A 20,478-nucleotide genomic window follows, 5' to 3' on the forward strand; every position below is an offset into this window, starting at 1 on the left:
CGTTATATTTGATATCAGCAATTTAGCAAATTAAGTGCCTTTTTCCTAACTTTATATTTCTATAGACGGAAGATTTTTAATGAAATTCAAATTAACATCAGAATATAAGCCTACGGGAGATCAACCGCAGGCTATCAAAGAATTAGTAACAGGGGTCCAGCTGGGAGATCAGTACCAGACATTATTAGGTGTAACAGGTTCGGGAAAGACATTCACGGTTGCGAACGTTATACAGGAAACACAACGTCCGACACTTATTTTAAGTCATAATAAGACATTGGCCGCACAACTTTACGGGGAATTTAAGCAGTTTTTTCCGGAAAACTCTGTCAACTATTTTGTGTCTTACTACGACTACTATCAACCCGAAGCGTTTATAGCGTCTTCGAATACCTATATTGAAAAAGATCTCGCCATCAACGATGAAATTGAAAAATTACGGCTGGCAACAACCTCAGCACTCATGTCGGGCCGCCGAGATGTGATTGTTGTATCTTCCGTATCCTGTATCTATGGTATGGGAAATCCAGATGATTTTTCGCGTTCCATTTTTCGCTTTTCAGTAGGTGTGACAATCAGTAGAAATGCATTTCTGCATCGGTTGGTGGAAATACTCTATGCCCGGACAACAAGTGATTTTAAACGGGGAACATTTCGGGTAAAAGGAGATATCGTGGATGTGTATCCGGCTTATTTGGATAATGCTTTTCGGATTTCGTTTTTTGGTGACGAAATCGATGAGCTTAGCGAAATTGATCCCGTTTCGGGACAAACGATTTCCAGAATGGAGGATATCGCTTTGTTTCCCGCCAATCTCTTCGTGACCCCTAAAGAGAAGTTTACACAATCTATTTGGGCTATACAAGAGGAACTCGAACAGCGTAAGTCACAATTGGAAGGCGATGGTAAATTGTTGGAAGCTAAACGTCTAGAGGAACGTGTAAACTACGACTTGGAGATGATGCGGGAGTTAGGCTATTGTTCGGGAATTGAAAACTATTCCCGTTTTTTTGACGGACGACAAGCAGGTATGCGGCCGTTCTGTTTGTTGGATTACTTTCCAGATGATTATCTTTTGGTGATAGATGAAAGCCATGTTACCTTACCCCAGCTACGTGCCATGTATGGTGGCGACCGTTCACGTAAGATCTCCCTGGTCGAACATGGATTTCGATTACCTGCAGCATTAGATAATAGACCGCTTAACTTCCCGGAGTTTGAATCGTTGACGAACCAAACGATTTATGTGTCTGCAACTCCTGGTGATTATGAATTGCAACAAACGGAGGGTGTAGTCGTAGAACAGGTTATTCGTCCTACGGGTTTGTTGGATCCGGTCATTGAGGTGCATCCGGCTATTAATCAAGTTGATGATTTCTTGGAAGAAGTGGACAAAACAATCAAAGATGGAGGACGTGTGTTAGCAACCACATTGACTAAGCGCATGGCGGAAGAGCTGACTAAATATATGAGCCGATTGCATATTAAAGTGCGTTATATCCACTCCGAAATAAAAACGTTGGAACGTGTGGAAATTCTGCGCGGCTTGCGTTTGGGTGAGTTTGATGTATTGGTCGGCGTGAACCTCTTGCGCGAAGGACTGGATTTGCCGGAAGTAACGTTGGTTGCTATCTTAGATGCAGATAAAGAAGGATTTCTACGTTCCGAACGCTCATTGATTCAGACCATCGGTCGGGCGGCGCGTAACGATAAAGGACGTGTGATTATGTATGCCGATCAAATGACAGAGAGTATGCGGGTGACTATCGACGAAACGAACCGGCGGAGAGAAAAACAGATCGCTTATAATGAGAAGCATGGAATTGTACCGCGTACAGTGGGTAAAACGCGTGAAGAAATTTTAGAGCAGACTTCAGTAGCAGATTTCAAGCCGGGTGAAGCAAAAGCTTATGTAGAACCGGATGCTACAACACTTATATCGGCCGATCCGGTGATGGAATATTTAGGGGATAAAGAAATGAAAAAGGCTATCGATAATGTACGCAAAAAAATGGAAAAAGCAGCAAAAGAGATGGACTTTTTGGAAGCTGCCAAGCTGCGTGACGAAATGTTTGCGATGGAGAAGCTTTATAAGGAACGATTTGGAGAAGAAATAAAGTAAAGTTTTTTACTTTATTTCTTCTCTTCATAGAGAACCTCCTCTTGATGGATCAACGACCAGCAGTGGTTTTCTTCTATCAACTTGTACTGCTTATTCGCGTACAAATGGGGTGTGATGCTGTCCAATAATATACTCTCATCTTCTTCCTTTATGAAAAGCTCGGCCCTTTGCTTAATGGAATCCATCAAAACGAAAGCAGCGGTTTCAAAATTGGTTGATGTGTCCGTAACGTTCATGGTGATGGTACCTTCCCACGGACGGATACATTCTTCCTTGACTTTTGACCACGTATAGCCTGCAGCAATGAGACAACCGTGTTTATCTTTTGTTCCACCGATAGGCGGGAGAGAAGAAGAACTGTCATTAGGTGTGTCTTTCTGAATGGAGCCCTGACAAGAAAAAAGCATAAACGAAACTAATATAAATGCGATGTATTTCATTATATTTTCTCTTTTTAAAAAAGAGTGCCCATAAACCATACCAAAGTGTAGTTTAAATAATTTGTTCCGACAAAAATCCTTATTACATTTACATTTCTTTAAACAAGTTGTTTAGATTTTGTCAAATTGTTAAATAAATGAAGAAACCTGTATTGGTCATAAAATTTGGTTCGGCAGCCATTACAACGAAAGAGGGAGATGTAGATGAACGTATTGTGTTGGAAATTGCACGGCAAACGGCTCAGTTGCAATCGAAATACAATATCGTTCTGGTATCGTCAGGTGCTGTCGCGGCTGGAAAAAAATATTTAAAGAATTATGATGGAAGCTTGTCGGCGCGGAAGGCTGCAGCGGCTATTGGAAATCCATTACTTGTCCGTACATATAGCACCTACTTTAAACCTTTTAATATTGCTTTGGCGCAAAGTCTATGTGAAAGACAGCATTTTGCGAATAGAACACAGTTTCTTCAACTAAAGGATACGTATCAAGAACTATGGAAAAATAATATTATTCCCATTGCCAACGAAAACGACGTGGTGAGTAATAAGGAACTCAAGTTCTCGGATAACGACGAGCTGGCAACATTGATAGCGGTCGGGTTTGGTGCAGAACAGCTTTTGTTCAGCACGTCTGTTCCGGGGGTTTTGGATACTAAAGGAAAAGTGATTTCACAAATATCGATGATTGATAAAGATGTGTTTTCATTTGTGAAAAAGGAAAAATCAGCTGTCGGTTTAGGGGGGATGACCTCCAAACTCAATTTTGCTAGATTGGCAAATCAAATGGGTATACAGACTGTTATATTCAGCATGCAAACGGCGGATGGTATCTTAAAAGCTGTAAAGGGAGAGACAGGAACCGTTTGTTTACCCCAGAAAAAAAAGGTATCTTCGAGGAACAAGTGGCTTGCGACCGGTAGTCTTATTAAAGCATTGGTGCGTGTTGATGAAGGAGCTGCGAACGCCATTCAGAATCGCAAAAGCCTGTTGGCTGTGGGTGTAATGGCCATCAATCAAGCCCTGGAGGCAGGTGAGGTTTTCCAGATAGCGAATGAAAAAGGAGAGGTGTTTGCCGTGGCGAAATCAAAAATTGATGTCATAGACGTGGAATCAATTCACAAGAAAAAGAATGTAGCGATAGCACATGCCGATGATATTGTGTTGTTGTGATTTTTCACTTATTTGTAACATATAATAAAACGGAAAGGGATTTTTAGATGATGAAGGAGAGTATTCAGGAAGAGTTAAAGGCTGCTCACGAAGCCACCATCGCGGTTAAACGTTTGACCGATAATGAAAAACAACAATTGTTGAGAGATATTGCCAGCTCGCTGGAACAACGGATAGACGATATTATTCGGGAGAATAAGAAAGACTTGGAGCGCATGGAAAGAGAAGACCCTCGATATGATAGATTATTGTTGGATAAAGATCGGATTTTGGCATTATCAGCTAGTTTGATCGACGTTGCGAATCTACCTGATCCAACAGGGGCATTGATTTCTCGCAAGGAACTAGAGAATGGTTTGTTAGTGGAGAAGAAAACTGTTCCATTGGGCGTAGTTGGCGTAATTTACGAATCCAGACCAAATGTAACGGTAGACGTAGCAGCATTGTGCATACGTTCTGGGAATGTCTGTGTGTTGCGAGGAGGGTCAGATGCTTGGTATACAAATAGCGTATTGGTGGAAATTATACAAGAAGAATTACGAAAGCATCATTTGAATTTACATATTGTGCAATTGTTGCCAACGGATAGGGCGTTTGTAAGTGAGTTGCTTTCTGCTACCCAATATGTAGACATTATTATACCAAGAGGGTCACAAGCACTCATCGATTTAGTTCGCGAGCAGGCGAAAGTTCCGGTGATTGAAACAGGAGCTGGCGTATGCCACACGTATGTAGAGCGGACGGGCGACTTGGAAAAAGCAGCGAAAATCATTGCGAATGCTAAAATACAGCGGCCGTCGGTATGTAATGCGTTGGATACTGTTTTGATAGATAAGGAAGTAGCGAAAGATCTTCTAGATAAAATTGCTCCCTATTTTGAAGAAAGTAGTGTAAAAATCTATGCGGATGAAACGGCGTTTTCCATTTTACAGGAACTCGGCTATCCATTGTTGGAATTAGCTAAAGAAGAGGACTTTGGACGAGAGTTTCTATCATTGCAATGTTCGATCAAGGTGGTAGATAATTTTGATGAGGCCTTAACACATATCGCTGAGCATTCTTCCAAACATTCAGAGTGTATTGTTTCAGCGGATCCCGAACGCATTAATACATATATGGAAACGGTAGACGCGGCTGCGGTTTACACCAATGCATCTACGCGATTCACCGATGGTAGCGCTTTTGGACTCGGCGCTGAAATAGGTATCTCCACACAGAAACTCCACGCGAGAGGACCTTTCGCTTTAGAGAAATTAGTAACGGAGAAATGGTATATTACGGGTGATGGGCAAATTAGGTAATGGGCATTAGATACGAGAAAGATACGATCCTGAACTGGATTAATGAGATGGGCAAATTTTTACGGCTGCTCGTTGATAAATACGAAGCTTTTGATGAACCGGCTGAACCTGCGGTTATGGAAGAAGGTTACCGCAACTTTTTTGGAAAGGAACGAAACTGGCTAATAGGGCTTTCTCAGGACGACCTTTTGACGTATGTAGAACAAGAGTTGGAGACGGAGCAAATTCGCCCGTTAGCGTTACTCTTTTTGCGCGATGCGTTATTATCTTCTGCGGATGAAACACAGCAGCAACTATTATACAAATCGAAATTTTTATTAGAACATGTGTCGCGGAAATTGGGGAGTTTCTCCTTTGAAGATTACGGGAATCTGACACTTATTGATGAAAGATTACAGAAATGAGATGCGGGATCGTTTTGAAAACTCAAATAATCTACTAAATTTGTAGAGAATAAAAATGTTTATTAAAAACCTTAAAAATTTTAAAATATGAGTTTACGATTAGGTGATGTTGCTCCAAACTTCCAAGCGGAGACATCCATAGGAAAAATTGATTTTTACGAGTATATTGGTGACGGCTGGGCTGTTTTGTATTCACACCCTTCCGATTACACACCCGTATGTACGACAGAGCTTGGGCGTACTGCCCAATTGAAATCGGAGTTTGAAAAAAGAAACACGAAAGTCTTGGCATTAAGTGTTGACTCAGTAGAAGACCATCTTGGCTGGATTAAAGATATCAACGAGACACAGAATTGTGAAGTAGATTTTCCTATTATTGCGGATAAAGACCGTCAGGTGGCTGAACTGTATGATATGATTCATCCCAATGCCTCCGCTACAGCGACTGTACGTTCGGTGTTTGTTATTGGCCCGGACAAGAAAATCAAATTGACATTAACTTATCCGGCTTCTACTGGACGTAATTTCTTTGAGATTTTACGTGTAATTGATTCGCTCCAGTTGACGGAGGAATATGCTGTAGCAACACCTGCTGACTGGAAAGACGGCGAAGACGTCATCGTCGTTCCTGCAATAAAAACAGAGGATATTCCAGCTAAATTTCCAAAAGGCTATACAGAAGTAAAACCTTACTTGCGCGTTACGCCACAACCGAATAAATAAAAAGAAAGGGGTGAAATAAAATTTGCCCCTTCCTTTTTAATAAACCTTCACGATATAAATGTAATCCTGTAATTTTTTAATCTGGTCTGTCCGTGATAAGTTGTACAATAAATTTTTGTTGTTCAGAACGACATTTTTCCCTTTAAGGGAGTCGGCAGGGATACTGTTCAATGTTTCCGTCAACGCTTTCGTCTTGATCGCAAAAGCTGCTCCATCTATCCCCTTTTGTTTTCCACTAATAATTCCTATTATATTGCCTTCTTTATCCAATAGTGGGCCCCCACTGTTGCCTGGATTCACGGGAATTGATATTTGATAAGCAAGCGTGTCACCAGCATATCCGGTAGAAGAGCTTAGATAGCCTTGTCCATAGACAGCTTCATCTCTTGGGAAGCCAATAGTGTATACATCTTCCCCCAAATCGGAGTCTTGTTTTTTAAAGGTGTACGGGATACTCTTTATAGATTTAAAAGTGGAGTCGTTGATATGCAGGATCGCCAAATCCTTTTCAGGATTTGTAAAAATAATGTCTGTCTTGAACGATTCTCCTTTATGATTCTGTAAATGTACAGAGTCGGCTCCGGTGATAACATGATAGTTTGTAACAACATAACCGTTTTTAGTAATCATGAATCCTGTAGCGCCATAATGCATCGTTTCTTGAGCCTTCTCTTTAGTGTTGTTGATATTTCGGATAGCCGCATTCTGTGCGTTGACATTGCGTTTCACCGTATTCATGTCTCTGCGTAATGCACTGTAATCTGATGTGGTTTTTTTTAAGTTTTTGTAATAACCCGTCAACCATAAAGTCGAAAATACGGATACAATGGCAATGGCGGCTGCCACGGCAGCATTGAGTTTTAATCTATCCCATAAGCTGATGACTTTAGTCGCTGGTTTCGGGTTATGAGTTTCGTGATAGTTTTGCGCAACATGTTTTAAGTTTCGTTTGAAATTCGAACGTGACTCCGCTCTTTTCATGGAGGTCAAAAAAGCTCTGTGTTGTGCAAAAAGTTCTGCCTCTACGGGGTGTTCCGCACAATATGTCTCAAACCGCAATCGATCTTCCTGGGAAAGCTCTTCCCGAAGATATGCATCTGCCCATTCTATAAACTCCTGTTGATTTAAGCTTTTCATGCCTATTATTATAACTTACTTTTTGAAAAAAATCTTTTTTAAACGCTGAAGACATTTATATTTTTGCGTCTTCGCGTTATCGGCGTTCGTGTAACCAAACTTCTCACAAATAGCTGTCATCGATCGCCCTTGTATGTAGAAATCATATAAGATCGTTCTACAAGGTTCTCCTAATCCGTCTAATGCATCTTCCATTTGAACAAGATTAGCTTCCTTAACCTCGTGATCTTCGATGATTTCTTCAGCAGCTAGCGATTCTCCGTAATCATCTATTGAATCTTTGTGATATTTTGCCTCGCCGCGTGTAAGATGTTTAAGCCATAATCGTTTTGAAATAGCATATAAGAACGTTTGTAATCTGCTACTCAAAACAAAATCGCCATCACTGATTTTATTATACAGAACCATCACTGTTTCTTGGAAAATATCCTGCGCTTCTTCTCTGCTACCACGATTGTTGATAACCATATTGGCAATAGGTGGGAAATGTATCTGATATAACTGCTGGATAGCAAGGTTATTTCCTTCTCTGATGCCGTCAATGATTTCGGAATCAATCTGTATATCGCTTTTTTCCTTACTCACTTATTAATACCTTTTTAATCAAATAGTAACCTATTACCCCCGTATAAATTTTGAAATTTTTCATCAAGTAGATGACAAACCAAAAGTAGCAAATAAATTTTTGTATGTTCGCGTTGTTATGAAGATAAAGGTAGGTTTTGGTTTTGATGTACATCAAATAAAAGAAGGACATCCATTCGTTATCGGTGGAGTGCAGTTAGAGCACCACGCAGGTGCGTTCGGGCATTCGGATGCAGACGTCTTAGTACATGCAATTTGTGACGCTATCCTGGGAGCAGCAAACCTAGAAGACATCGGGTTTCATTTTCCCAATACCGATCCCAGATGGAAAGGAATCAGTAGTCTAGTTTTGCTTAAAGAATGTGTAAGGCTCATAGAAGAAAAGGGATATACATTGGGCAACATCGATGGTATGTTGTGCTTGGAAGCTCCAAAAATTAAACCATACATCCCTGCCATGAAAGAGAACATCGCAAAAGCAGCGGGGATTGATACAGATGATATATCCATCAAGGCGACCACCAACGAGACCATGGGTTTTATTGGCCGTGAGGAAGGTGTTGTCGCCTATGCCGTATGTCTTATTGAGAAATATTAGATTGGCCGTTCTAAACTTTTTTAAAACTTATTAGAACGAGAATGTTAACTTTGTACTAAAATGGTATCATAGATGCAATGAAGAGAGAATCAAAGCAGAAGTTGACAGACATAGATATTAAACGATATACCCGAAATTTTTGGACAATCTTATGTAGCATTGTTATTCTTGGGGCGCTTTTCCTCATAAGTGTACGTTTAGGCGCGTTCGGTAAATTACCGTCTTTTGAGGAACTGGAAAACCCGAAGAGTAATTTGGCTTCGGAGATATTGACTGACGATCTCAAGGTCTTAGGTAGATATTACAAACACAATCGTTCAAATGTAAAATACAGTGAATTATCTCCCTATTTGGTACACGCGCTGATTTCTACGGAAGATAAACGTTTTTATGAACATTCTGGTATTGATTATTCACGGACCGTTACTTCCGCTATTTATACGACATTGTTAAATAAAAAACAAGGAGGGAGTACAATCACTCAGCAATTAGCTTTAAATCTCTTCTCCGAGCGTAGGGAACGTAATACAATTAAGCGTATTATGCAAAAGTTTCAGGAGTGGATTACCGCTGTCCGGTTAGAAAGAAGTTATACCAAAGAAGAAATCATCACGATGTATTTTAATACGGTTGATTTTGGAGCTTACAATACGTTTGGTATCAAGTCTGCTGCTAGAACCTATTTTGATACTACTCCCGATCAACTGACAGCGGAACAGGCAGCCGTGTTGGTGGGCATGTTGAAGGGCACCTATATTTACTCGCCTGTAAGATTTCCCGAGAATTCGATGCGACGTCGGAATACGGTGTTGAATAATATGATCGACCAGAATTTTCTGACGAAGGAAGAAGGACAGAAGGCCAAAGAACAGCCATTGAAGTTGAAGCTGCGTATATCTAATTATGGAGAGGGTATGGCCCCTTATTTCCGTGCCGTGCTAAAAGAGGAATTAAAAAAAGAATTTAAGCGACTGTCGATTACCAAAGCCGATGGTACGCCTTATGATTTGGATCGTGATGGATTGAAGGTATATACCCCAATCAACTACGCTATGCAACAATATGCTGAAGAGGCGCAAAGGGAATGGATGGAAAAACTACAGCGGGATTTCGATAGACAGTACCGGAATTCCGATCCATTTAAGGGAGAAAATGCGAAGTTATTGGTGTCTGGCATGCGACGCTCTGACCGTTATCGTGTGTTGAAAGAAGCAGGTATGTCGGAAGAGGAAATTAAACAAGAATTTAATAAGAAAGTGCCGATGACCCTATTTACTTATAAAGGAAATGTAGATACGGTTATGACACCAATGGATTCTATTCGTTATAACAAGCTTTTTCTCCGAAACGCCGTCATGTCTATGGAGCCGAAGACAGGCCATATCAAGGCTTGGGTTGGAGGTACCAGCTTTGAGCATTTTAAATTCGATCACGTTAAGTTGGCGCAAAGGCAAGTGGGATCAACCGCGAAGCCATTTACATATGCTGCTGCGATCGATAACGGCTACTCACCCTGTTTTCCGGTACCCAACCATTCGCGTACCTACGGCAACTGGACGCCTCGTGGAACAGTTCAAGGGGGAGATCCAATCTCGTTGAAAAATGCGTTGAAATATTCGCAGAACTTCGCTTCAGCCTATGTCATTAACGAAATAACTCCAGCGACGGTTGCCTCATTGACAAAACGCATGGGTATTACATCTAATGTGCCGAATTATCCTTCTATTGCATTGGGCGCATATGAGGCTTCTGTATATGATATGGTAGGTGCTTATTCAGCATTTGTCAATCACGGTACGTGGATTGAGCCAACCATGATTTTACGTGTCGAAGATAAAAATGGTACGCCTATATATGAGAAGACACCAACGGTAGTTAAAGCGTTAAACAGCGAATCTGCCTATATAATGGTTGATATGCTGAAAGGTGTTGTGGATGGTGGTACAGGTTCTCGTCTGAGATGGGCGGCGGAATTTGGTGGATTTAAGAATCCAATGGGTGGAAAGACGGGTACTACAAATGATAATTCTGATGCTTGGTTTATCGGTGTTACGCCGGATTTAGTAACCGGTGTATGGACGGGTGCGGAAGACCGCGGTATTCGTTTCCATAGCATGGCGTCGGGCCAGGGAGCACAAGCTGCGCTTCCGATATTTGGCTTGTATATGAAGAAAGTATACGGTGATAAAAACCTGCATTATACACAGGAAGATTTTCCGCTTCCTCCAGGCGGATTAACGCGTGAAATAGATTGTAGTCAGTATAAGGAATTTTTAGGTGTACCGTCTAGTGAAGGCTCTTTAAACGATGATAGGCTGGGATTCTAATATTCTAGCTTAATTTAAATAGAATTTATAAACGCCGGACAGCAAATTTTTACCGAAATTTGTCGTTCGGCATTTTTATGATATGAGTGTATTCGATTATAAAGAGGAGTTAAAGAAAATACCCCATAAACCGGGCGTTTATCAATATTTTGATAAAAATAATGAACTCATCTATGTTGGTAAAGCGAAGAATTTGCGTAATCGGGTAGGGTCTTATTTCGTAAACGAACAGCAACTCAATAGCAAGACACGTGTACTTGTCCGAAAAATAAACCGTATAGCATTCACCATCGTAGATACGGAAATCGATGCCTGGCTTCTGGAAAATAACCTTATCAAGAAGCACAAGCCGCGTTACAATGTCATGCTTAAAGACGACAAAACATATCCTTGGATTGTTATCAAGAATGAGCATTTTCCACGTGTTTTTTGGACGCGGAAATATATTCGGGATGGGTCACGCTATTATGGACCGTACGCGTCTGTAGGTATGATGCATATCATTTTAGATATGATTCGGGAACTGTTCCCTTTGCGTACCTGTAATCTGAACCTGTCTCCCGAAAATATCACAAAAGGCAAATACAAAATTTGTCTGGAGTACCAGATTGGCAATTGTAAAGGACCATGCGAAGGTTATCAGTCGGAGGAAGATTATAACCAAAATCTCGCCGATATTAAAGACATCTTGAACGGCAAGATTGCTGTGGTTACTAATCGTCTGAAAAGCCAAATGAACGATGCGGTAACAACATTAGATTTTGAAGCTGCACATAAATTGAAGGCGAAGTTGGAAAAGCTTTCTAATTATCAAAGTAAATCTACCGTGGTCAGTTCGTCGATTACGAATGTGGATGTATTTAACATTGCTTCAGAAGATAACTATGCTTTTGTAAACTATTTAAAAGTAGTGCATGGGGTTGTTATTCAGACCCAAACGTTGGAAATGAAAAAGCGTTTAGATGAGTCAGAAGAGGAGTTACTCGCTCTGGCAATTCCCGAATTTAGAGAAAGGTTCAAAAGTACGTCTAGAGAAATTATTGTTCCCTTTGATATTCATATTGAAGAGAGCAATATGATAAAATTCACAGTTCCGAAAGCGGGGGAAAAGAAAAATCTATTGGAATTATCTCGTAAGAATGTTGCTTATTTTAAAAAGGAGCGTATGCTGCAGTACGAGAAGTTAAATCCAGAAGTGAAAACAGAACGTATTCTCAAGCAGATGCAAAAAGATTTACGATTGAATGTCCTTCCGCGACATATTGAATGTTTTGATAACTCGAATATCCAAGGAAATTATCCTGTGTCAGCCATTGTCGTTTTTAAAGATGCCAAGCCGTCTAAAAAGGATTATCGGCACTTTAACGTGAAGACCGTTATAGGTCCAAACGATTTCGCTACAATGGAAGAAGCCGTGTTTCGACGTTATAGAAGATTACTGGATGAAGACCAAGAGCTTCCTCAATTAATCATCATTGATGGTGGTAAAGGACAGCTAGGAGCAGCCATGAAAAGTCTAAAATTATTAGGGATAGAAAAGAAAGTAACGGTTATTGGTATTGCCAAGCGTCTAGAAGAATTATATTACCCTGGTGATCAATATCCGTTGTATCTGGACAAGAAATCGGAAACCTTAAGAATTATACAGCACCTACGCGACGAGGCACATCGGTTCGGAATTACTTTTCACCGCAATCAACGCAGTCGAAAAACTTTTGTCTCTGAACTAGAGAATATCCCCGGGATAGGAAAAACCTCTGTAGAAAAGCTATTGAAAACCTTTAAATCTGCTAAAAAAGTAAAAGAAGCCTCCGACGAAGAACTCAGTAAAGTACTTACCCGGAAACAGGTTATAGCGCTCCGCGAATATTTTATGCCATAATCTTTGGGATAAATGTACTATCCCTCCCTTATCTTTAATTGTCCATCCGGATATTTGAAGTTTGTAGAAATTTGCTCTTTGCAGGATAAATCATTTCAAATATCCGAAGGACGAGGTTTACCTTCGGTGAGCTCCACTTCGTTCCGGTTTTGGTTCTTTTTACGGGAAAAAAGAACATAAAAATTAATCATCATACCCAAACTTTTTAAGGTAATTCTTCTTGCGCCGCCAATCGGGGATTACCTTGACAAAAAGCTCCAAAAATACTTTTCCATCAATAAACTCTTCGATGTCCTGTCGAGCATATGTACCTACTTTTTTTATCATTGCTCCGGCTTTTCCGATCAAAATGTTTTTTTGGGAATCACGCTCTACAATAATTTCTGCCGCTATCCGGGTAATGTTTGCTTCTTCTTTATAAGACGTAACAATTACTTCCGTGCTATATGGGATCTCTTTGTCATACAGCTTAAATATTTTTTCCCGAATCATCTCCGACACAAAGAAGCGCATGCTTTTGTCCGTTAATTCGTCTTTTTCGTAGTAAGGTGGGTGAATAGGAAGTTTCTCTTTAATATATTCCATAATACCTGCAACGCCGTGATTTAGCAGTGCAGAGATAGCAAAAACAGCATCAGGATTTAGTTTTTCTTGCCAGAATGCAATTTTACTCCTCACTTCTTCTTCCGATGATTTATCAATCTTGTTAATGAGTACAGCTACCGGAGAACTTGTTTTCTGCAATCTTTCGATGACATCACTCTCATCGAATTTTTCGTGAATATCTGTCACAAACAAAATGACATCCGCGTCAATAAGCGAGCCTTGTACAAAATTCATCATGGATTCCTGCAGGGAATAATTTGGCTTTATGACGCCGGGTGTGTCCGAGAATATGATCTGGTGATCATCGTCGTTCACAATCCCCATGATCCGATGTCGGGTAGTTTGTGCTTTCGGAGTAATGATAGACATTTTTTCACCTACCAATGCGTTCATTAAGGTAGATTTTCCTGCGTTTGGTTTTCCGATGATACTGACGAATCCTGCTTTATGCGACATGAATGTTTTTTTATTTGACCTGCAAAGATACGAAATTTAAGAAGATAGCGGCTATGGTAGTCTTCGGAGCGACACTTCTTTCGTGTTAGGTATGTTTAATGGGACACGTTCAAGCGTTACGAAGCTGCTGTCTAAACCAAACCCCTTCTCCTCGGATAAACTGAATCTCTTTAATGTTTTATATATTTCCAAGATTATTTTTTCATGCCATTTTAAATCGTGTGTTTTGGCAATTATTTTTTCCAGAACCACAAAATTGAAATCGCCAGCTATGCCGTGTTTTCTTAACGTATTATAGTTACTAGTGATATCAATCTCGCCTTTCTCCACCAGATCTTCGACGACTTTCCGGAATAATAAACTAATGCGCTGTTCTTCCCGAAAACCCAGTTTAAAGTCGATACGGATAAGTTTTTTGGGTATGAGTTGTTCGACCTGATACTCTCTTGTGTGCGGATTGTCCATGACATCAACATGCACGAGCCAATATACGTCAGCTCGTTTGGGTTTTTTATTTAAGATAGAATAGATGATTTTAGACTCGATTTCGTTTTTGTTGTTGGCGCTTGTTAAATAAACGAGATGTGAAGCAAATACAGGAACTGAATTGTCCTCACTTAGTTCTGCAATAATAGGGAAGTACGGGCGGATGTCGGTAAAACGAACAAAGCTATTCTTGATTTTGCGTGCACCATACCAAGCAAACATCACAACAAATAACGAGCTTGCAAGCAACAAGGTCAACCATCCTCCATGTGTCAACTTCACGAGGTTTCCGACAAGAAATACGATTTCAATGGTGAAATAAAACAAAGCAAACATCACGATCCATACTTTGGATACATGTAGCCGTGACAGAAACACACATATCAAAATGGTAGTGGCAATAAACGTCAGGTTAATAGCCAATCCATAAGCTGCTTCCATATTGGAGGAATGTTGAAATACGGCTACTATCAGCATACAGCCAATATACAAAATAAGGTTTATGGACGGTACGTATAACTGCCCCTTATGTTCACTGGGGTAGCGGATGGAAACTTTTGGCCAGATATTTAAACGTACAGCTTCTGAAATTAAGGTAAAAGAACCGGATATCATCGCTTGACTGGCGATGATTGCCGCCATAGTAGCGATAATGACGCCATACCCGATGAACGCGCTCGGCATAATTGCATAAAAAGGATTTGTGTCGCCGATTTGTGTGCCCGCGTGCTCCATTAGCCATCCACCCTGGCCAAAATAATTGAATATGAGCATGAGCTTAACAAATATCCAACTAACACGGATATTAGATTTTCCACAATGTCCCATATCGGAGTATAAAGCTTCCGCTCCGGTTGTACACAGAAATATAGCACCGATCAAGAACAGAGAATTGGGATGATCGATAATCGTCGAAACAGCATAATATGGATTTAAAGCGTAGAATACTTCCGGAGCACGTATGATATATAATAATCCTAAAATTCCGATCATACTAAACCACACAAACATTAGGGGGCCAAAAATACGCCCTACGATGGAGGTTCCAAATCGTTGTATAAGAAATAACAAACTAATAATAGCGATGACGATAGGTACGGTTGGTATATCGGGGTTTCGAATCGCCAATCCCTCAATGGCGGAGGAAATAGTGATTGCTGGGGTAATCATGCCGTCTGCGAGCAGTGCGCTGGCTCCGATAATAGCGGGTATAATAAGCCATTTTGCCTTTTTGCGGACTAAAGAATAGAGGGATAGAATGCCTCCTTCGCCTTTATTATCGGCCTGCAAAGTGATCCAAACGTATTTTATTGTGGTCTGTAAGGTTAACGTCCAAAAGACACATGATAGGCTACCTAAGATAAGGTTTTCTTCAATGATACCCTTGTTGAAAATCGCTTTTACAACATATAGGGGAGAAGTGCCGATATCACCGAAAATGATGCCTAAACTAATTAATAAGCCGGCCAGACTAAGCTTAGTCGCATCGGAATGCTTATTGGGTTTCATTCTTTAAAAATTATGATGCAAACATACATTAAAAATGTGTGTATTTTTATAACGACAAAACAGACAACGTATAATCTTGTTAAAAATTGTTAAAGGCGAAAAAAAAATAAAAAAAAGTATCCAACAGAACATCAAAAAAATTAACTTTGTTAATAGCAATTACTCTACTCTACTTACTGATGAGCATATAACATGACAGGATTAAGAAAAAAAATAGCATTATTTACTCTAGCAAGCATAGCAATGCTTAGTTTAGGGAATGCTATGCACATTTCTACTGTCACAGGAAAAACTAATACAGCTATCCATTCTTTTTCTAATTTTGTTAAACACGCTAACGATCAGGAGAGTGAGAAGTTAATCAACAATGTAAAAGTATTTTACAATCCTGTTGCGGAACAAATTACCTTAAACTTTACCCTAAGCCAACAAAATACCGTAGTTATCAAAGTTATGGATGCTTTGGGAAATGAAGTTTTAAACTTAATGAATGGTCGCTTAGATGCAGGTCTGCAGAGCCTAGCCTTCGATACCGATGGAAAAGTATCTACTGGATTCTATTTTGTGCGGGTATCGTCCGGTACCGAAACCGTTGTGAAACGCATTTCTGTAAGGTAGTTTCTGCCTAATCTTTAATTGTTAGTTTTCACTCCCCTCATCTACCCATAATCCGTCGTTTTTTATAATCTCTATCAATTCATCTAAAGCATTTGCAGAGCTTACATTTCTTTTTACAACTTCTTTACCTCTATAGAGTGTTATTTTGTCGGGTCCAGCACCTACATAACCATAATCTGCATCAGCCATTTCGCCGGGGCCATTTACAATGCAGCCCATAATACCGATTTTTAAGCCTTTTAAATGATTGGTACGGCGTCGAATCATTTGTGTAGTTTCCTGTAAGTCAAACAGTGTCCTACCGCAACTCGGACAAGATATATATTCTGTTTTCGAAATGCGGGATCGAGTCGCTTGCAAGATACCAAAGGAGAGTGATGCAAGTTTGTCTAAGGGAGTAGCAGGTGAATCTATCCAGATACCAGAGCCCAATCCATCGACCAATAAAGCACCCATATCCGTAGCAGCATATAGCTGGATTTTGGAGATTGGTTCTTCTGGATTCATGATGTCTCCCACCGGACCAGAGAATTCGTTTAAAGGATAATTGCGTTTGATAATAACCGGATTATTCACGCCAATAGCTTGCAGGTTGTTGAAAAACTGCCGTTGGTCTGCCATTCCATGAGGTTGATTCGTTTCCAAGAGGAAGACTACCGTGTTGTTTAGCTGTAAATTCGCGAAATACTCTCCCTCCAGATCGTCGTTTGTCAATGTTATCAAATTTAAGGAAGGATCGAATGCCGCTGTATCTTGAAAACTTTTCAAGGTATAAACCGGATGTTTGTTAGCCTTGTCTTTTAAATTTATCCAAGTGTCATAGTCGTATAGAACTTTCAAGTTTCCAGGTAATGTAAACGATGGCAGTTGCGAGCCAAGATAAATAAAGTCTACCGATTGGTCTCCCATGTGGTATTTATCGTTGATCGCGTCGTAACGATAACCGACGGCAGTCAATACAAAAGGGTCTTTTAAATTTTCGCGTGAGATATCCGCGACTACGCGTGGAACCAAAGATCCTCCAATAAATGCATTGACTTCCGCTGCTTCATAGGGGCTGGTATCGGTATGGCCTGATAAGTTGGTAATTTCGCGTGTTTGGATATTTTCTTGCCGTATCTTGCGGTTTGTATAACGATTAACTAAAGCCCGGGCAACAGGGATTTCATTTTCTGGTTCTTCTGTAAGGGAAACCCGGATCGTGTCGCCGAGTCCATCTTCCAATAATGTTCCGATACCCACTGCAGATTTTACACGTCCATCTTCACCATCTCCGGCTTCCGTAACGCCTAAGTGAAGTGGATAGTTCATATTCTCCGCAACCATTTTTTCGACTAACAGGCGATAGGCACGTACCATCACTTGTGGGTTGGAGGATTTCATGGAGACGACAAGATTATAATATCGCAAATCTTCACAAATCCGAATGAATTCCAATGCCGATTCCACCATACCCTCGGGCGTATCACCGTACCGGCTCATAATACGGTCGGAAAGCGAACCGTGGTTCGTGCCAATACGCATGGCGGTGCCATACTCTTGGCAGATTTTAACTAAAGGCGCAAATTTTTTATAGATACGTTCCAGTTCGCCCTGATAGGCTATATCCGTATATTCTATCTGGTCAAATTTCTTTTTATCGGCATAGTTACCAGGGTTAATACGCACTTTTTCCACAATACGAGCCGCTACTTCTGCCGCGTTAGGAGTGAAATGGATATCCGCCACAAGAGGAACATGATAGCCGCGCATCTTTAGCTCTTTCTTAATATGAGCTAAATTTTCAGCCTCTTTAATACTTGGCGCTGTAATCCGCACATATTCACATCCTGCATCGACCATACGGATGGTCTGTTCCACCGATCCCAAGGTATCCATCGTGTCGACGGTCGTCATACTTTGGATACGAATTGGGTGATTTCCTCCCATGGGAATATCACCGACGGTTACTTCTCGCGTCAAAAACCGACTATAAGATGTTTTGGAATTACAATATCCTCCGGGTAAAATGATTGCGTTCGTTGTGTCCATGCCTAGGTACAAAGTTAATGTTTTTAACTTCTTTTTTCCGTAAAAAAACCAAACCGACCAACGGGAGCTCATGAACACCAAAATAAACACATGTTCATAAACCTCATCGCTTCGAATGTTTTACATTTGGGTTATTGCTAAGGATGAATTCGTACAGTTGTAAACCATTCGGATGTGATCTTAAATGTTAAGGGAGAGATGGTGCAATGCCTTAAAAAAATCATTTTAGAAATCTTGGTTCAGACAATTAATATCGAGTTATCGTGAAATTATTGGCGGCTCCCTCCAGCTCAATATCAAACTTGTCCTTCGCTTCGTCATAATTTGCTGTTTTTGCTACGCCGCTCTCGTTGGTTTCAAAGCCCTCAAAGGAGTTTTTCGATAAAATAGAAGTATATTCAACTTTGACAGCTGCGTCTTTTGGAATGCGAACATGCATTTTTGATGCGCCGGTAGCAATATCAATTTTTGAAATGCCTATCTGAGGATTTCCTAAGGTGAGATCCATATTACTTGCTCCCATGTTGATTTCTAAATTTTTGAATTTCAATGTGGACAGATCGTTGTTGATGTTAGCGGCACCATAGTTTAAATTTAGGTTCCAAAGTACATCAGGGTGAAGATTTATTAGGACCGCATCCGACTTTTTGCTTTTTGAGGTTGGCTTCGCATTGATAACGACTTTTTGTTTGCCGTCCTCTTGCGTTGTTTTCATGTTCATGCCCATGTCGTCGGTCTTGGCCCTTGCAGAAACTAAATTATCTTTTTCTCCTACTTTCATTTCAAATTTCCCTGCTCCTCCGTTAAATTCTAACATCGTTTCTTCCATTGAGGGATCGAAAGGTGTACGCACAGCGTTCGATAGAGGTTCGCTGTCATCAATGTTGCCAACGTTGATGTTTTTTCCGTTAAAAAGCTGTTCTGTCCAATCTGTTTTAGAAGCCGTCATGCCTACATAGAAAATCCATCCTAAAAACAGGATATTACAGCCAATTTTAATGTAATTTCCGTACAGCTTATTTTGGGCGATTAAGTTGATGCCCATAATGATAATGAGTAAAGGCCAGTATTTTATTGTTGCCCAAAAATTAAAATGTACAATGTCTAGGTTGTGCAATAAAAGAACTACTCCTATAAAGACGAACCAGACGCCGGATATTAATTTATTCTCCATACTTCTGTAAATATAACAGCTCAAAACTACAAGTTACGATTTTTTTATAAAACTACTTTTAGGTTATGTTGTTCATACTTTCGGTGAAATAAACCATTCTGTCGGTGAAATTTCTTCCACGCAAATGCGTATATTGCAATAGTATTTAACGAAAGGTCGATTATTCTATGATATTTCATCATTTTGGTTCCTATATCCTGTTGTTGAGAAAGGTCTTCAAAAAGCCCGAAAAATGGAAGATATATTTAAAAGAAATTTTTCATGAGATGAATGAAATAGGCATAGGTTCATTAAGCTTAATTTTGATTATTTCTACGTTCATTGGGGCGGTTATGACACTACAAATTGCCTTTCAGCTGGTATCTGATCTTATTCCAAGTGCAGTAATCGGACAGATCAACCGGGACTCCAATATCTTGGAACTGGGGCCGACTATATCAGGTTTGGTTTTAATGGGGAAAGTCGGGTCTGCTATTTCTTCTCAGATAGGTTCCATGCGTGTAACGGAACAAATCGACGCGCTGGAGATTATGGGCATCAATGCTCCTGGCTTCTTGATTTTGCCCAAGATTATCGCTGGCGTTATCATGGTTCCTGTGTTGGTTATCATTGCCATTTTCTGTGCTATTACCGGCGGACTAATAGGAGGCAGTTTATCAGGGGCTGTTGCACCGTCAGACTATATACAAGGAATACAGGAAGGTTTTAATGGCTTTACGGTAACAGTGGCCATTGTAAAAGCCGTAATTTACGGATTTATTATTACTTCAGTTCCAGCATACAAAGGCTTTTATGTCAGAGGTGGGGCGTTGGAGGTCGGACAAGCAGGAACAAAAGCAGTGGTGATTGGCTGTATTGCGATTCTGGCTTGTGATTATATTATTACCGCATTGATGCTTTAAGATTT

At 40.3% G+C, this 20,478-nt stretch carries 17 protein-coding genes; 10 read left to right on the plus strand and 7 right to left on the minus strand.

Features of this window, described 5'->3' with window-relative positions; translation table 11 throughout:
• Positions 1–79 precede the first annotated feature (79 nt).
• Positions 80–2,122 carry an excinuclease ABC subunit UvrB gene (gene uvrB, locus G5B43_RS13460; protein ID WP_165295327.1) on the plus strand — a complete coding sequence of 681 codons (2,043 nt, stop codon included), beginning with the start codon at positions 80–82 and terminating at the stop codon, positions 2,120–2,122.
• Between the two features lie 11 nt (positions 2,123–2,133).
• Here uvrB and G5B43_RS13465 read toward each other — a convergent pair whose 3' ends face one another.
• Positions 2,134–2,562, minus strand: a complete 429-nt coding sequence (locus G5B43_RS13465) for a hypothetical protein (RefSeq protein WP_165295328.1) — start codon at positions 2,560–2,562, stop codon at positions 2,134–2,136.
• Positions 2,563–2,699: 137 nt separating this feature from the next.
• Here G5B43_RS13465 and proB point away from each other — a divergent pair, with 137 nt between their 5' ends.
• The 4 genes from proB to G5B43_RS13485 all read left to right on the plus strand — a co-directional run bounded on the left by proB (position 2,700) and on the right by G5B43_RS13485 (position 6,162).
• On the plus strand, positions 2,700–3,734 hold the full coding sequence (proB, locus tag G5B43_RS13470) for a glutamate 5-kinase (protein WP_165295329.1): 1,035 nt from the start codon (positions 2,700–2,702) through the stop codon (positions 3,732–3,734).
• A gap of 47 nt (positions 3,735–3,781) precedes the next feature.
• Positions 3,782–5,035 (plus strand): glutamate-5-semialdehyde dehydrogenase, encoded by a 1,254-nt coding sequence (locus G5B43_RS13475; RefSeq protein WP_240904868.1) that lies wholly within the window; start codon positions 3,782–3,784, stop codon positions 5,033–5,035.
• A complete protein-coding gene (locus G5B43_RS13480; protein WP_165295330.1) occupies positions 5,035–5,439 on the plus strand; it encodes a hypothetical protein in 405 nt (134 codons plus the stop codon). The genes G5B43_RS13475 and G5B43_RS13480 overlap by 1 nt, the downstream gene beginning before the upstream one ends.
• A gap of 87 nt (positions 5,440–5,526) precedes the next feature.
• Entirely contained in the window at positions 5,527–6,162 is a 636-nt protein-coding gene (locus tag G5B43_RS13485; protein ID WP_165295331.1) for a peroxiredoxin, read from the plus strand.
• Positions 6,163–6,198: 36 nt separating this feature from the next.
• Here G5B43_RS13485 and G5B43_RS13490 read toward each other — a convergent pair whose 3' ends face one another.
• Together G5B43_RS13490 and G5B43_RS13495 are read right to left on the minus strand one after the other, a co-directional pair.
• Positions 6,199–7,299: a serine protease gene (locus G5B43_RS13490; protein ID WP_165295332.1), complete on the minus strand. Its 1,101-nt coding sequence runs from the start codon at positions 7,297–7,299 to the stop codon at positions 6,199–6,201.
• Between the two features lie 15 nt (positions 7,300–7,314).
• Positions 7,315–7,884, minus strand: a complete 570-nt coding sequence (locus G5B43_RS13495) for an RNA polymerase sigma factor (protein ID WP_165295333.1) — start codon at positions 7,882–7,884, stop codon at positions 7,315–7,317.
• 118 nt (positions 7,885–8,002) lie between these two features.
• On the opposite strand from G5B43_RS13495, the gene ispF reads away from it, so the two are divergent.
• From ispF to uvrC, 3 genes are all read left to right on the plus strand, one after another.
• Complete coding sequence (gene ispF, locus G5B43_RS13500) at positions 8,003–8,482, plus strand: 2-C-methyl-D-erythritol 2,4-cyclodiphosphate synthase (protein WP_165295334.1); 480 nt, start codon at positions 8,003–8,005, stop codon at positions 8,480–8,482.
• Positions 8,483–8,559: 77 nt separating this feature from the next.
• Positions 8,560–10,809 carry a penicillin-binding protein 1A gene (locus G5B43_RS13505; protein ID WP_165295335.1) on the plus strand — a complete coding sequence of 750 codons (2,250 nt, stop codon included), beginning with the start codon at positions 8,560–8,562 and terminating at the stop codon, positions 10,807–10,809.
• 82 nt (positions 10,810–10,891) lie between these two features.
• Complete coding sequence (gene uvrC, locus G5B43_RS13510) at positions 10,892–12,691, plus strand: excinuclease ABC subunit UvrC (RefSeq protein ID WP_165295336.1); 1,800 nt, start codon at positions 10,892–10,894, stop codon at positions 12,689–12,691.
• Between the two features lie 183 nt (positions 12,692–12,874).
• On the opposite strand, the gene era is transcribed toward uvrC, so the two are convergent.
• Entirely contained in the window at positions 12,875–13,753 is an 879-nt protein-coding gene (gene era, locus G5B43_RS13515) for a GTPase Era (RefSeq protein ID WP_165295337.1), read from the minus strand.
• A 51-nt stretch (positions 13,754–13,804) separates the two neighbouring features.
• Positions 13,805–15,748, minus strand: coding sequence for a KUP/HAK/KT family potassium transporter (locus tag G5B43_RS13520; protein WP_165295338.1), 1,944 nt, complete (start codon positions 15,746–15,748; stop codon positions 13,805–13,807).
• Between the two features lie 192 nt (positions 15,749–15,940).
• On the opposite strand from G5B43_RS13520, the gene G5B43_RS13525 reads away from it, so the two are divergent.
• On the plus strand, positions 15,941–16,366 hold the full coding sequence (locus G5B43_RS13525) for a T9SS type A sorting domain-containing protein (RefSeq protein WP_165295339.1): 426 nt from the start codon (positions 15,941–15,943) through the stop codon (positions 16,364–16,366).
• 21 nt (positions 16,367–16,387) lie between these two features.
• On the opposite strand, the gene ispG is transcribed toward G5B43_RS13525, so the two are convergent.
• Together ispG and G5B43_RS13535 are read right to left on the minus strand one after the other, a co-directional pair.
• Positions 16,388–18,397, minus strand: coding sequence for a (E)-4-hydroxy-3-methylbut-2-enyl-diphosphate synthase (ispG, locus tag G5B43_RS13530; protein WP_165295340.1), 2,010 nt, complete (start codon positions 18,395–18,397; stop codon positions 16,388–16,390).
• 247 nt (positions 18,398–18,644) lie between these two features.
• On the minus strand, positions 18,645–19,571 hold the full coding sequence (locus tag G5B43_RS13535; RefSeq protein WP_165295341.1) for a LiaI-LiaF-like domain-containing protein: 927 nt from the start codon (positions 19,569–19,571) through the stop codon (positions 18,645–18,647).
• Between the two features lie 167 nt (positions 19,572–19,738).
• Here G5B43_RS13535 and G5B43_RS13540 point away from each other — a divergent pair, with 167 nt between their 5' ends.
• On the plus strand, positions 19,739–20,473 hold the full coding sequence (locus G5B43_RS13540; protein ID WP_165295342.1) for an MlaE family ABC transporter permease: 735 nt from the start codon (positions 19,739–19,741) through the stop codon (positions 20,471–20,473).
• Positions 20,474–20,478: the final 5 nt, after the last annotated feature.

Source organism: Sphingobacterium sp. SGR-19 (genome assembly GCF_011043555.1).
Lineage (GTDB): Bacteria > Bacteroidota > Bacteroidia > Sphingobacteriales > Sphingobacteriaceae > Sphingobacterium.